This is a genomic window from Microvirga sp. P5_D2 (genome assembly GCF_054049475.1).
Genome location: NZ_JBFUMH010000029.1, coordinates 30,582 through 43,775, shown reverse-complemented (window position 1 = coordinate 43,775; position 13,194 = coordinate 30,582). Strand labels below are relative to the sequence as shown.

Below are 13,194 nucleotides of genomic sequence, written 5' to 3'. Positions count from 1 at the left end.
GGCCCAGCGTCAGCAGCGGCACGAGGGTGCCGGCAGCCGATGCGTTGTTGGCGGCCTCGGGACCGGCGACGCCCTCGATGGCACCCTTGCCGAACTCATCCGGGTATTTCGTTAGACGCTTTTCGGTCGAGTAGGACAGGAAGGTCGGGATTTCCGCGCCGCCTGCGGGAAGCGCGCCGATGGGAAAGCCGAAAAGCGTGCCGCGCAGCCAGGGCTTCCAGGAGCGCTTCCAGTCTTCCTTGGTCATCCAGAGCGAGCCGCGGACGGCCTCGAGCTTCTCCTCGTGCACGTGGCGGCGGGAGGCGACATAGAGGGCTTCGCCGACCGCGAAGAGGCCGACCGCCAGCGTGGTGACCTCGACGCCGTCATAGAATTCCGGAATGCCGAAGCTCAGGCGCGACTGGCCGGACAGGATGTCGATGCCGACAAGGCCGAGCAGCAGCCCGATGAAGAGGCTTGTGAGGCCACGCACGGGCGAGTCGCCGAAGGTTGCCGAGACGGTCACGAAGGCCACGCACATCAGCGCGAAGTAATCCTCAGGCCCGAAGCTGACGGCGATATCCACGAGATAGGGGGCCAGGAAGGTCAGGCCCAGCGTCGCGAAGGTGCCGGCCACGAAGGAGCCGATGGCGGCGGTGGCGAGCGCGGGGCCGCCGCGGCCCGCCTTGGCCATCTTGTTGCCTTCGAGCGCGGTCGCCATGGAGGCGCTTTCACCGGGCGTATTGATGAGGATCGCGGTGGTCGATCCGCCATACATGCCGCCGTAATAGATGCCCGCGAACATGATGATCGAGCCGGCCGGATCGAGCTTGAACGTGATCGGCAGGAGCAGCGCCACGGTGAGCGCGGGGCCGATGCCCGGTAACACGCCGACCGCGGTGCCGAGAAGAACGCCGATGAGAGCGAAGAGCAGGTTCATCGGCTGGATGGCGACGGTCAGGCCGTGGGCCAGTGAAACGAAAGCTTCCATGTCAGTCGGGCCTCAGAGCAGGTTTTCGAGCGGCCCTGCCGGGAGGGACAGGGTCAGGAGCTTCGCGAAGAGGAAGTAGATGATCACGGCGAGCACGGCCCCGATGATCAGATCCGTCACGAAGGCCTTGCGGCCGAAGGCGGCCGAGGTCGTCGCGAAAAGAATGGCCGTGCCGATCATGAAGCCGCCGCCGAGCGCAATAAGCGCGATCAGCGTGGCGAGGCCGCCGAGAATGAGGACGATGGGTGCCCAGTCCAGCCGGTCACGCGCCGGCAGGTCGCCGCGAAGGGCTCCGATGCCGTTGCCGATGGCGAGAAGGGTCAAGCAGACGGAGACGACGATCGGCATGACCTTCGGGCCGAGATCATAGGGGGAGAGGATCTGGAGTGTGGTCATGTCCCACCAGACCAGAGCTGCCAGGACGAGAAGAATGAGTGCGATGACGAGACCGGCCACGTCGACGCGCCGCTGCTGAGAAGTGCTCATGAGTGATCCCAAAAAAGAAGCGCCGCGCTCCGAGAAACGCGGCGCTTCCTAAGGCATTTATCTTGAAAACTAAGACTTAACCAGACCCACGGCGGTCAGGACGTCCTTCGTGCGGACCTGCTCCTCGGCGAGAATCTTCGCGAAGGCATCGCCCGAGACATAAGAATCCTCCCAGCCCTTGGCTTTCAGGAGTTCCTGCCATTCCTTCGACTTGGCCATCTTGTCCATGACGTCCGTCAGGGCCTTCTTCTGGTCGGCGGTGATGCCGGGAGGGGCCACGACCGCGCGCCAGTTGGCGATTTCGAGGTCGACGCCCTGTGCCTTGACGGAAGGCAGGTCGGCGGTCGCCTTGTCGGCAGGGGTCGTCAGGCCGATGAGGCGCAGCTTGCCGGCCTTGATCTGGCTTTCGAACTCGCCGTAGCCGGAGATACCGGCGGTCACCKTACCGCCGAGGATGGCCGCGAGAGCCTCGCCGCCGCCCGAGAACGGAATGTAGTTGATCTTCGTCGGGTCGGCTCCGGCCGCCTTGGCGAAGAGCGCGGCTGCGATGTGATCGACGCCGCCGGCAGAGCCGCCGGCCCAGGTCACCTTGGCCGGATCGGCCTTGATGGCCGCCGCCAGGTCCTTGGCATTCTTGATCGGGGAATCGGTCGGCACGACGATGGCCTCATATTCCGCCGTCAGGCGGGCGATGGGGGTCGTCTGGTCGAGGGTGATCGGCGACTTGTTGGTGAGCAGAGCGCCCACCATCACGTAGCCCATGACCATGAGCTGGTGCCCGTCGCCCTTGGAATTGTTGACGAGCTGGGTGATGCCGATGGAGCCGCCGGCTCCCGGAACGTTGACGACCTGCACGCTTTTCGCGAGGCCGGACTGGGTCAGCGCCTGCTGCATCGAGCGCGCCGTCTGGTCCCAACCGCCGCCGGGGGCTGCGGGGGCCATGATCTTCAGTTCCATCTGAGCGGCGGCAGACGTCACAAAGCCTGCCACGGCTGCCGCTGCGAGGGCGCCGCGCCAAAGGCTTTTCCGAATATGCCTCATAATCTATTTCCTCCATGGACACTTCCGTTACGTCGGAGTGTCGGGTCAAAAACCGTAATGGGGGATTTCTCAAGGGGCAAGCATATGGGTTATTTATCCCTGTTGAACCTTCGCGTAAGAGCCATGCTGTAATTCAGCGACGAGCACATCCTTGATGTCCTTCACCATCCCACTCGCGACCGACCGGCGCGCCCACTATGCTGAAGGGCTGTGGCGCGCGTCCATGGTCACGCTGGCCCTGATTCCGGCCGGGATGGTGATTGCGAACCGCTCCAGCGCGACTCTTATCGTGCTGAGCGCGCTCTTGGCGCTCGCGGCTGCGGGAATCGAGGGAAGGGCGCGTTCTTTACGGCAGGACATCGTATCCGCCCTGACATCGCCCATCGGGCTGGCCTCGCTCGCCTTCTTTCTCTGGTGCGCGATTTCGATCTCCTGGAGCGAGTTCAAGCTCGTCTCGCTGCGCTCCTTCGGCGAGTTCTGGATTCCCATCGCGGCCACTCTCGTGCTGGGCCTCACCCTCGTGCCGCGCCTGACGCAGCGCATGTTCCTGCTGCTCACGGCCGTCTTCGTGGTGTGCTGCCTCGATATCGTCCTGGAACTCGCGACCCATCGCTCCTTCCGGACCATGGCCGGGGTGCGGTCCGATTCCTACATCTTCAACCGGCCGGTCCTGACCCTGCTGATGATGGTTCCGCCCCTGGTGGCCTGGTTCCTCGGCTCCAGCCGCCGGGGCTGGCTCTATGGGCTGGGAGTGACCGTGCTTCTGGCCTTCACGGCGATGCGCTCGGAGAGCGATGCGGCGGCGCTGGGGCTTGCCATCGTCTGCTTGTCCTTCCCGCTCGCCTGGTATTTTCCCCGCATGACCTGCATCCTAGCGGGCCTTGCCTTCGTCATCGCCATGGGCGTGTCGCCGCTGATCGGCCAGATCGCCAGCCAGGTGATCACGCCCGAGATGCACGAGAAGTTCGCGACCGGGCATTCCAAGGAGCGAGTGGCGCTGTGGAGCAGCTTCGGCTCCGCCGTGAGGAAAGACCCGATCCTGGGAGGCGGCTTCGGCGTGAGCCCGAAGATGGCTGAAACGACAGTGGCCAAGAAAGTCCCGCGCAAGGAGCGGAAAATGCTCGCCATCGGGCACCCGCACAACGCCGCTTTGCAGATCTGGGTTGAGCTTGGCGCCGTGGGCGCGGTCCTTGCACTGGCCGTTATTTTCCTCACATTACGGTCAGTTGCCCGTCATCCTCACCTGGTCCGAAGCGCCTCTCTGGCCCTGATCGCCGGAGCAGCGCCCGTTGCCCTGGTCGGACACGGAGCCTGGCAGGGATGGTGGGCGGCATCTTTGGGAGCGGCCATGATCTGGACGCTCGCCGCTGCCCGATTCCAAACGGAGAAGCCTTGATGTCCGAGTTCGATGTAGACCTTTTCGTCATTGGCGGCGGTTCGGGGGGCGTGCGCGCGGCCCGCATCGCAGCCGGCTACGGCGCGAGGGTCATGATCGCCGAGGAATACCGGGTCGGCGGCACCTGCGTCATCCGTGGCTGCGTGCCCAAGAAACTGATGGTCTATGCCAGCCGCTTCGCCGACGATTTCCACGATGCGGCGGGCTTCGGCTGGACGCTGGGCGAGCCTAAGTTCGACTGGGCGACCCTGATCCGCAACAAGGACAAGGAAATCGACCGCCTGGAAGGCATCTACCGGGCCAATCTCGAAAAGGCCGGCGTCGAGATCGTCGACAGCCGCGCGGTGATCGAGGACCCGCATACCGTCCATTTGCTGAAAACCGGCGCCCGCATCCGGGCGCGCTACATCCTCGTGGCGGTGGGTGCTCACCCCACCATGGACCCGCCGATTCCCGGCGGCGAACTCGGCATCACCTCGAACGAGGTGTTCCACCTGGAAAAGCTGCCAGAGCGTATCATGGTCGTGGGCGGCGGTTACATCGCCGTGGAATTCGCCGGAGTTTTCGCAGGCCTCGGCAGCAAGGTCACCCTGGTCCACCGGGGCGACATGCTCCTGCGCGGCTTCGACGACGACATCCGCGTCGCCMTGGGCGAGGCCTATGCCCAGCGCGGCATTGATCTCGCCCTGTCGCGAACCCTGGCGCGCCTCGACAAAACGGCTGACGGCATCGCCGCCACCCTTTCGGATGGTTCGGTGGTCCATGTGGACCAGGTGCTCGTCGCCACCGGGCGGCGGCCGAACACCAAGGGCCTCGGCCTCGACAAGGCCGGGATCACGGTCGATGAGGTGGGGGCGATCCCGGTGGATGCCTATTCCCAGACGCTCACGCCCTCGATCTATGCGGTTGGCGACGTGACCAACCGGGCAAACCTTACCCCTATCGCCATCCGCGAGGGCCATGCCTTCGCCGATACGGTCTTCGGCAACAACCCGACCATCATCGATCACGACCTGATCCCGACGGCGGTGTTCTCGACGCCCGAGATCGGCGTGATCGGCTGCGGCGAGAACGCGGCCCGGACGATCTATGGCGAGATCGATGTTTACCGCACCGCTTTCCGCCCCATGAAGGCGACGCTTTCCGGCGGCTCCGAGCGGGTTCTCATGAAGCTCATCGTGGAAAAGGCCACCGACAAAGTCCGGGGTGTCCATATCATGGGTCACGACGCGGGCGAGATGATCCAGCTCGCCGGCATCGCCGTCACCATGGGCGCGACGAAGGCCGATTTCGACCGCACGGTCGCCGTTCACCCGACGGCGGCGGAAGAGCTGGTGACCATGCGTACGCCCGTCGTGGTCAAGAAGCCGGTCGCGGTGGGCTGAGGGCTGCTTGCTCCTGAACAGCTTTTTCCGTTCGCTTAGGTCCCTGTTTCGCAGTAGAATCCTCCCTCCGGAGGCTGAAACATGCGTATCGGAGCAATCCTGGCGACTGGCTTGGCGCTTTGTTTCCTGCTGGTCTTAGGCTTTCTTTTCGTAGCGCTCGTGGGGCTCGTCGGCTTCATGGGAAGCTTGGTCACAGGGCTCTTGGTGTTGGTCATTGCCTACACTGTCGAGCTCGAGGACGGGTCGGCCATCGGGTCGAGCTGGACACCCGACCTCTATGCTTCACAAAGGCAAGAACGGCCCATGAAGCCTGAAGAGCGCGCTGCACACCATGCCGAGCGCGCGGAGAGATTGGCGTGGCTTTCCATGGCAAAGCACGCCGGCGCGGCCTTTGTCACGATCGGAGCCATAGGTTTTTTCTTCTTCCAACTGTAGTTGGCTTGAAAAGCCTCCCATATCTTTGCCGGCATGCGGCCTCTCTCCGCACTCGCCTTTTAGATTATGTCGTGTATAGGTGCCCGTTCGTACCGCTTATTGCGGGGAACGAAGAAGTTTTGAAGAGAGGACACGGGGGTAAGTGTCATGAGTGAGCGGTGGACGCCCAATAGCTGGAGAAACAAGCCGATCCAGCAGGTTCCGGCCTATCCGGACGTTGAGGCACTTGAAGGCGTGGAGCAGCAGCTCGCAGGCTTTCCTCCGCTCGTTTTTGCAGGCGAGGCCCGTAAGCTGAAGCGTGATCTGGCGAAGGTCGCCAAGGGTGAGGCTTTCCTGCTCCAGGGCGGCGATTGCGCCGAGAGCTTCGCCGAGCATTCCGCCGACAATATCCGCGATTTTTTCCGCCTGTTCCTGCAGATGGCCGTGGTGCTCACCTATGCGGGCGGCTCGCCCGTGGTGAAGATCGGCCGCGTGGCCGGTCAGTTCGCCAAGCCGCGCTCGTCCGGCACCGAAATCATCGACGGCGTCGAGCTGCCGAGCTACCGGGGCGACATCATCAGCGACATCGCCTTCACGCCCGAGGCCCGCACGCCGGATCCGCGCCGCCAGATCGAGGCCTACCGCCAGTCGGCCGCGACGCTCAACCTGATCCGCGCCTTCGCCACCGGCGGTTACGCGAACCTTGAGAATGCCCATCGCTGGATGCTCGGCTTCGTGAAGGATTCGCCGCAATCCTCCCGTTATAGCGAACTCGCCGAGCGCATCACCGAGAGCCTGAACTTCATGCGGGCCATCGGTATCGATCCCGAGACGCATCCCGAGATGCGCTCGACGGATTTCTACACCAGCCACGAGGCCCTGCTGCTCGGCTATGAGGAAGCCCTGACCCGCGTCGATTCCACGACCGGCGATTGGTACGCCACCTCCGGGCACATGGTCTGGATCGGCGACCGCACCCGCCAGACGGACCATGCCCATGTGGAATACATGCGTGGCATCAAGAACCCGATCGGCCTCAAATGCGGCCCGTCGCTTTCGGCTGACGGGCTCCTGAAGCTCATCGACGCCTTGAACCCGGAGGACGAGGCCGGTCGCCTGACCCTGATCTGCCGTTTCGGTGCGGACAAGGTGGCCGATCACCTGCCGAACCTCATCCGCGCGGTGCAGAAGGAAGGACGCACGGTGGTGTGGTCCTGCGATCCCATGCACGGCAACACCATCAAGGCGGCTTCGGGCTACAAGACCCGTCCGTTCGAGCGCGTGATGGGCGAGGTGCGAGACTTCTTCGCCATCCATCAGGCGGAAGGCACGCATGCAGGCGGCATCCATCTGGAGATGACGGGCAAGAACGTGACGGAATGCACCGGCGGCGCCCGCGCGCTCACCGATGCCGACCTCTCGGACCGCTACCACACCTATTGCGATCCGCGCCTCAACGCGGAGCAGGCGCTGGAAATCGCGTTCCTGACCTCGGAGCTGATCAAGCGTGAGCGCCAGTCACGGGAACGGCCCACGCCGCTGGCCGCTGAATAAGAAGCCAAATGAACGAAGAAAAGGGGCGCATCTAGCGCCCCTTTTGCTTTACGCATACGCAACTCTACTTGTATTCGGGCTTAGCTCAGCCAGCCCATGAAGAAGAGAATAAGAATGATCGGCAGCGGAATGCCGATGAGCCAAAGCAGGCCACCTTTAAACATGTCAGTCTCCCGTATATTTCGTGTTCAGATAACGAACTGGACTATTGCGGGTTCCAACAAAGCTTGAGTTTGGCAAGCGATCTGTGGATGCCCATGTTTCCGTGGCGGGCTCCCCTTGTCCGAGGGTCGTAGGGGAAAGCGCGCTGAACTCATTGCTGTGCAACCTTCCGCGCGCTAAATCCGCAGGTGCCATGGCTCAGAACACGCTCAAGATCGCACTCGCGCAGCTCAACCCCATTGTCGGCGACGTGGCCGGCAACGAGCAGAAGGCTCGCGACGCCCGCGCGGAGGCCACCCGCCTCGGCGCAGACATCGTCATGTTTCCGGAGCAGTTCCTCGCGGCCTATCCCGCCGAGGACCTCGTGCTCAAGCCCGCCTTCCAGGATGCATGCCGCGCCGCCCTCGAACGGCTGGCGCGCGAGACGGCGGATGGCGGTCCCGGCATGCTGATCGGCCTGCCGTGGCGGGAGGGCGACGAGCTCTACAACGCCTATGCGCTGCTCGATCAAGGCACGATCACCGTGCGCTATAAGGTCGACCTGCCGAATTACGACGTGTTCGACGAGAAGCGGAATTTCGATGCCGGCCCTCTGCCTGGTCCGGTGAATTTCCGCGGCATCCGCATCGGCGTTCCGATCTGCGAGGATATCTGGGCCGGCGATGTCGTGGAGTGCCTGGCCGAGACAGGAGCCGAGATCCTTCTGGTTCCCAATGGCTCGCCTTATCATCGCGGCAAGACCGACGAGCGCTTCAACATCGCAACCGCCCGTGTGACCGAAAGCGGCCTGCCGCTGGTCTATCTCAATCAGGTCGGCGGACAGGACGAGTTGGTCTTCGACGGCGCGTCCTTTATCCTCAACGCCGATTGCTCGCTCGCCGGCCAGCTTCCTGCCTTCGAGGAGGCCATCGTTCTGACCGTCTGGGAAAAGGGCGAGGACGGCTGGGCCTGCCGCGAGGCCCCCATGGTCGAGGTCGATGAGGACCGGGAGGCCGATTACACGGCCTGTATGCTCGGCCTTCGCGACTACGTGGAGAAGAACCGCTTTCCCGGCGTGGTGCTGGGCCTCTCGGGCGGCATCGATTCCGCCATCTGCGCCGCCATGGCGGTGGATGCGCTGGGCGCCGACCGGGTGCATTGCGTGATGCTGCCTTACCGCTACACCTCGGGCGAGTCCCTGAAGGATGCGGAGGATTGCGCCAAGGCGCTCGGCGTGCGCTACGACATCCTACCCATCGCCGAGCCTGTGGAAGGCTTCGAGGCCGCGCTCAAACCCCTGTTCGAGGGCAGGCCGCGCGACATCACGGAGGAAAACCTCCAGAGCCGTGCCCGCGGCACCATCCTCATGGCGATCTCTAACAAGTTCGGCGCCATGGTGGTGACCACCGGCAACAAGTCTGAAATGTCCGTGGGCTATGCCACGATCTACGGCGACATGAACGGCGGCTTCAATCCGATCAAGGACCTCTACAAGATGGAGGTCTACCACATCTCAGCATTGCGCAACCGCTGGAAGCCGAAGGGCGCCCTGGGGCCGGATGGCATCGTAATCCCCGAGAACATTCTCACCAAGGCTCCCACCGCAGAGCTGCGCGAGAACCAGAAGGACCAGGATTCCCTGCCGCCCTACGAGGATCTCGACGAAATTCTGCGCGGCCTCGTAGAGCAGGAGCTTCGCGTCTCCGAGATCGTGGCGAAGGGCTATGACCTGGAGGTGGTGAAGAAGGTCGAGCGCCTGCTCTACATCGCCGAATACAAGCGCCGCCAATCAGCCCCCGGCGTAAAAGTCACCCGCAAGAATTTCGGCCGCGACCGCCGCTATCCCATCGTGAACCGCTTCCGCGACCAGGGTCTCGTCGCCCACGAGAAGGACGAGGCCCTGGAGCGCGCCATCGGCAAGCCGCGTGTCGGCTCGCTGGATGTTTGATCATTCCTCGCAGGCGGCCCCTTGCGCCGCCGCGCTCCCTTCGTCATAGGGTTTGCCCATGTCCAAGCCCATCGTCCGCTTCGCCCCGTCCCCGACCGGGCATATCCATATCGGCAACACCCGCGTGGCCCTGCTCAACGCGCTCTTTGCGCGTCGGGAGGGAGGCACCTTTATTCTCCGCTTCGACGATACGGATCTTGCCCGTTCGAAGCAGGAATACGCGGATTCCATCGAAACCGATCTCAAGTGGCTCGGCATCACGCCGGATATGATCGTCAGGCAGTCGGAGCGCTTCGCGCTTTATGACGCGGCGGCCGAACGGCTGAAGACCCTCGGGCGGCTTTATGCTTGCTACGAGACGCCGGAAGAGTTGGAGTTCCGCCGCAAGCGCCAGCTCGCGCGCGGCCTGCCGCCGATCTACGACCGCGCTGCCCTGAAGCTCACCGACGAGGATCGTGCGAAGCTCGAAGCCGAGGGGCGAAAGCCCCATTGGCGCTTCCGCCTCGACCCGACGAACGTGGCATGGAAGGACCTCGTGCGCGGCGATTGCCATGTGGATTGCAGCTCGCTCTCCGATCCGGTTCTGGTGCGCGAGGATGGGACCTATCTCTACACGCTGCCTTCCGTGGTGGACGATATCGACCTCAAGATCACCCATGTGATCCGGGGCGAGGACCACGTCACCAACACAGCGGTGCAGATCCAGATCTTCGAGGCGTTGGGTGCGGAGATTCCGACCTTTGCCCATCACAGCCTGCTGATCACCGCGAGCGGTGAGGGGCTGTCGAAGCGCCTTGGGCATCTCTCCGTGAAAGGCCTTCGCGACGCGGGTCTCGAGCCGCAGGCAGTCGCTTCTTTGGCTGTGCTCGTCGGCTCTGCCGAGGCCGTGCGGCCGATTGCCGATCTCAACGAACTCGCGGGGCTTATCGACTTTTCCCACATCTCCCGCGCGCCCGCGAAATTCGACGAGAGCGAGCTGGAGCATTTGAACGCGCGTCTCATCCACGAGATGCCCTATGCGGACGCTCGCGAGCGGCTTGCCGCTCTCGATGCGGATGCGGGCGAGGCTTTCTGGAATGCCGTGCGCGGCAATCTCACCAAGGTTCAGGATGCGGTGGAATGGGCGAGGGTGGTTCGCGGCCCGGTGACTCCTGTCATCGAGGACCGGGCCTTCATCGACGCCGCCACCGAAGTGCTGCCGCCGGCGCCATGGGATGCAACCACCTGGAAGGCCTGGACGGAAGCCGTGAAGACGAAGACCGGCGTGAAGGGCAAGGCGTTGTTCATGCCGCTGCGCCTCGCGCTCACAGGCCTCGACCACGGCCCTGAGCTGGCTGCGCTTCTGCCGCTGATCGGGCCGGAACGCACGAAGGCGCGGCTGTCGGGGCAGGTGGGTTAAGGTTCAAGCTCTCGTCATGCCCGCACTCGTTGCGGGCATCCACGTCTTTGCACCATAGCCCCCATCCTGAGGGATCGAGGAGTGATCGTCTCGCAGAGCCTGCCCCGGACTTGATCCGGGGACGAGGGCGTCTCCAGCGCACTCTGGACCCTCCTTCGAGACGCGAGCAAGCTCGCTTCTCAGGATGAAGGTTGTGTTGGTGGAGAGGGCAGAAGAAGAGCGAGGAGCAACATATGCCCGATGCAACGCTGCGAGCCGCCGTTCCTGACGACGTTCAGGCCATCGAGACATTGGTTCGGAACGCCTACGGCAAATACGTCGAGCGGATCGGCAAGCCGCCTGCTCCCATGACGGCGGATTACAGGCAGCTTGTCGATGAGGGCGACGTCTGGGTTCTCGAACTCGATTGCGATGTGGTCGGCCTGATCATTCTGAAATCCGAGACGGACCACCTTCTCCTCGACAATGTCGCCGTCTCACCCGCCCATCAGGGGCGAGGCCTTGGGTCGAAGCTTCTCGCTCACGCCGAGGCGCAGGCCCGGCAGCGCGGGTTTCGGGAAATGCGGCTCTACACGAACGAGCTCATGCACGAAAACCTCGTGGTCTACGGCAAGCTCGGTTGGTCGGAATATGACAGGACCGAGCAGGACGGGTTCCGYCGAGTTTTCATGAAGAAGGAACTCGGCGACATCCCGTCCTGAGACATGTCCTTAAGCCTTGATCTTGTACCCCGTCCTGAAGATCCACCAGATCGCGCCCAGGCAGATCAGCATGAACACGAAGGTCATGCCCAGGCTGATGCCCACATCCACGTCGGCGACGCCGTAGAAGCTCCAGCGGAAGCCGCTGACCAGATAGACCACCGGGTTGAACAGGGCGATCTTCTGCCAGAAGGGCGGGAGCATGTTGATGGAGTAGAAGCTGCCGCCGAGGAAGGCGAGCGGCGTCACGATCATCAGTGGGACCACCTGAAGCTTCTGGAAGCTGTCGGCCCACACGCCGATGATGAAGCCGAAGAGGCTGAAGGTGACGGAGGTCAGCACGAGGAAGGCTATCATCCACACGGGATGCTGGATGGAGAAATCCACGAAGAGACGGGCGGTAACGAGAATGATGACGCCGATGATCACCGATTTCGTCGCGGCTGCGCCCACATAGCCGATCACCGTCTCCATGGCCGAGATGGGCGCGGAGAGGATCTCGTAGATCGTGCCCGTGAATTTCGGCATGTAGATGCCGAAGGATGCGTTTGAGATGCTCTCCGTCAGCAGCGAGAGCATAATGAGGCCCGGCACGATGAAGGCGCCGTAGCTCACGCCGTCGATGCTGGCCATGCGCGAACCGATGGCCGTTCCGAACACGATGAAATAGAGCGAGGTCGAAAGAACAGGCGAGGCGATGCTTTGCATGATCGTGCGCCAGGTGCGCGCCATCTCGAAGAGATAGATGGCCTTGATGCCGTAGATGTTCACGCGCGTTCCCTCACCAGACTGACGAAGATGTCCTCCAGCGAGGACTCGGAGGTGTGCAGATCCTTGAAGCCGATGCCGTGCTCGTTGAGCCGGCGCAGGAGCGTGGCGATGCCCGTCTCCTCGCTCTGGGCGTCGAAGGTGTAGACGAGGTCTTCGCCATCCTCGGAGAGCTGCAAGTGCTCGGATTGCAGGTCGGCGGGCAGGGAGGTGAGCGGACTCTGCAAGTGCAGGGTCAGCTGCTTCTTGCCGAGTTTCTGCATCAGCACGTCCTTGTCCTCGACCAGGATGATCTCGCCCTTGCGGATCACGCCGATGCGGTCGGCCATCTCCTCCGCTTCCTCGATGTAGTGCGTGGTGAGGATGATGGTGACGCCGCTTTCGCGAAGCTGACGCACCATGTTCCACATGTCCCGGCGCAGCTCCACATCGACGCCGGCGGTCGGCTCGTCGAGGAAGAGGATGTTGGGCTCGTGAGAGAGGGCCTTGGCGATCATCACGCGGCGCTTCATGCCGCCTGACAGCGCCATGATCTTCGTGTCCTTCTTCTCCCAGAGGGAAAGGTCTTTCAGGATCTTCTCGATATAGGCCGGGTTCGCGGGCTTGCCGAACAGGCCCCGGCTGAAGCTCACCGTCGCCCATACGCTCTCGAAGGCATCGGTGGTGAGTTCCTGGGGCACGAGGCCGATCTTGGTGCGGGCGGGGCGGTAATCGCGCGCAATGTCATGCCCATCCGCCATCACCGTTCCGGTGCTCGGATTGACGATGCCGCAGATGATGCTGATCAGCGTCGTCTTGCCGGCGCCGTTGGGACCCAGCAGCGCGAAGATCTCGCCGCGCCTGATTTCCAGATCGACCTGTCGAAGCGCCTGGAAACCCGACGCATAGGTCTTGCTCAGGCCCGAGACGGCGATGATCGGGTCGGACATGCCGGAAGGTTGGGGAAGTCTCTGAGAATCGAGAGGTTTCATGCGCGCGTGATAGCACAAAA

The 13,194-nt window shown here is 63.3% G+C and carries 12 protein-coding genes; 7 read left to right on the top strand and 5 right to left on the bottom strand.

What is annotated here, in order from left to right; genetic code table 11:
• The 3 genes from ACXJKO_RS10825 to ACXJKO_RS10815 form a co-directional block, all read right to left on the bottom strand.
• Nucleotides 1–970 (bottom strand): tripartite tricarboxylate transporter permease (locus ACXJKO_RS10825; protein WP_457091095.1); only part of this gene is annotated, 970 nt, incomplete at its 3' end.
• 12 nt (nucleotides 971–982) lie between these two features.
• Nucleotides 983–1,456, bottom strand: coding sequence for a tripartite tricarboxylate transporter TctB family protein (locus tag ACXJKO_RS10820; RefSeq protein ID WP_457091094.1), 474 nt, complete (start codon nucleotides 1,454–1,456; stop codon nucleotides 983–985).
• Between the two features lie 69 nt (nucleotides 1,457–1,525).
• A complete protein-coding gene (locus ACXJKO_RS10815; protein ID WP_457091093.1) occupies nucleotides 1,526–2,497 on the bottom strand; it encodes a Bug family tripartite tricarboxylate transporter substrate binding protein in 972 nt (323 codons plus the stop codon).
• A gap of 154 nt (nucleotides 2,498–2,651) precedes the next feature.
• On the opposite strand from ACXJKO_RS10815, the gene ACXJKO_RS10810 reads away from it, so the two are divergent.
• From ACXJKO_RS10810 to ACXJKO_RS10780, 7 genes are all read left to right on the top strand, one after another.
• The gene (locus ACXJKO_RS10810; protein WP_457091092.1) at nucleotides 2,652–3,893 is read left to right on the top strand and encodes an O-antigen ligase family protein; all 1,242 of its coding nucleotides are present in this window, start codon (nucleotides 2,652–2,654) and stop codon (nucleotides 3,891–3,893) included.
• A complete protein-coding gene (gene gor / locus ACXJKO_RS10805; protein ID WP_457091091.1) occupies nucleotides 3,893–5,278 on the top strand; it encodes a glutathione-disulfide reductase in 1,386 nt (461 codons plus the stop codon). The genes ACXJKO_RS10810 and gor overlap by 1 nt, the downstream gene beginning before the upstream one ends.
• A gap of 81 nt (nucleotides 5,279–5,359) precedes the next feature.
• Nucleotides 5,360–5,713, top strand: coding sequence for a hypothetical protein (locus ACXJKO_RS10800; protein ID WP_457091090.1), 354 nt, complete (start codon nucleotides 5,360–5,362; stop codon nucleotides 5,711–5,713).
• A 147-nt stretch (nucleotides 5,714–5,860) separates the two neighbouring features.
• Nucleotides 5,861–7,246 (top strand): class II 3-deoxy-7-phosphoheptulonate synthase, encoded by a 1,386-nt coding sequence (locus ACXJKO_RS10795; protein ID WP_457091089.1) that lies wholly within the window; start codon nucleotides 5,861–5,863, stop codon nucleotides 7,244–7,246.
• A 355-nt stretch (nucleotides 7,247–7,601) separates the two neighbouring features.
• The gene (locus ACXJKO_RS10790; protein ID WP_457091088.1) at nucleotides 7,602–9,335 is read left to right on the top strand and encodes an NAD+ synthase; all 1,734 of its coding nucleotides are present in this window, start codon (nucleotides 7,602–7,604) and stop codon (nucleotides 9,333–9,335) included.
• Between the two features lie 58 nt (nucleotides 9,336–9,393).
• Nucleotides 9,394–10,734 carry a glutamate--tRNA ligase gene (gltX, locus tag ACXJKO_RS10785; protein WP_457091087.1) on the top strand — a complete coding sequence of 447 codons (1,341 nt, stop codon included), beginning with the start codon at nucleotides 9,394–9,396 and terminating at the stop codon, nucleotides 10,732–10,734.
• Between the two features lie 233 nt (nucleotides 10,735–10,967).
• The gene (locus tag ACXJKO_RS10780) at nucleotides 10,968–11,435 is read left to right on the top strand and encodes a GNAT family N-acetyltransferase (protein WP_457091086.1); all 468 of its coding nucleotides are present in this window, start codon (nucleotides 10,968–10,970) and stop codon (nucleotides 11,433–11,435) included.
• Nucleotides 11,436–11,444: 9 nt separating this feature from the next.
• On the opposite strand, the gene ACXJKO_RS10775 is transcribed toward ACXJKO_RS10780, so the two are convergent.
• Nucleotides 11,445–12,206: an ABC transporter permease gene (locus ACXJKO_RS10775; RefSeq protein WP_457091085.1), complete on the bottom strand. Its 762-nt coding sequence runs from the start codon at nucleotides 12,204–12,206 to the stop codon at nucleotides 11,445–11,447.
• A complete protein-coding gene (locus ACXJKO_RS10770; protein WP_457091084.1) occupies nucleotides 12,203–13,174 on the bottom strand; it encodes an ABC transporter ATP-binding protein in 972 nt (323 codons plus the stop codon). Before ACXJKO_RS10770 ends, ACXJKO_RS10775 begins: the two co-directional genes overlap by 4 nt.
• Nucleotides 13,175–13,194 lie beyond the last annotated feature (20 nt).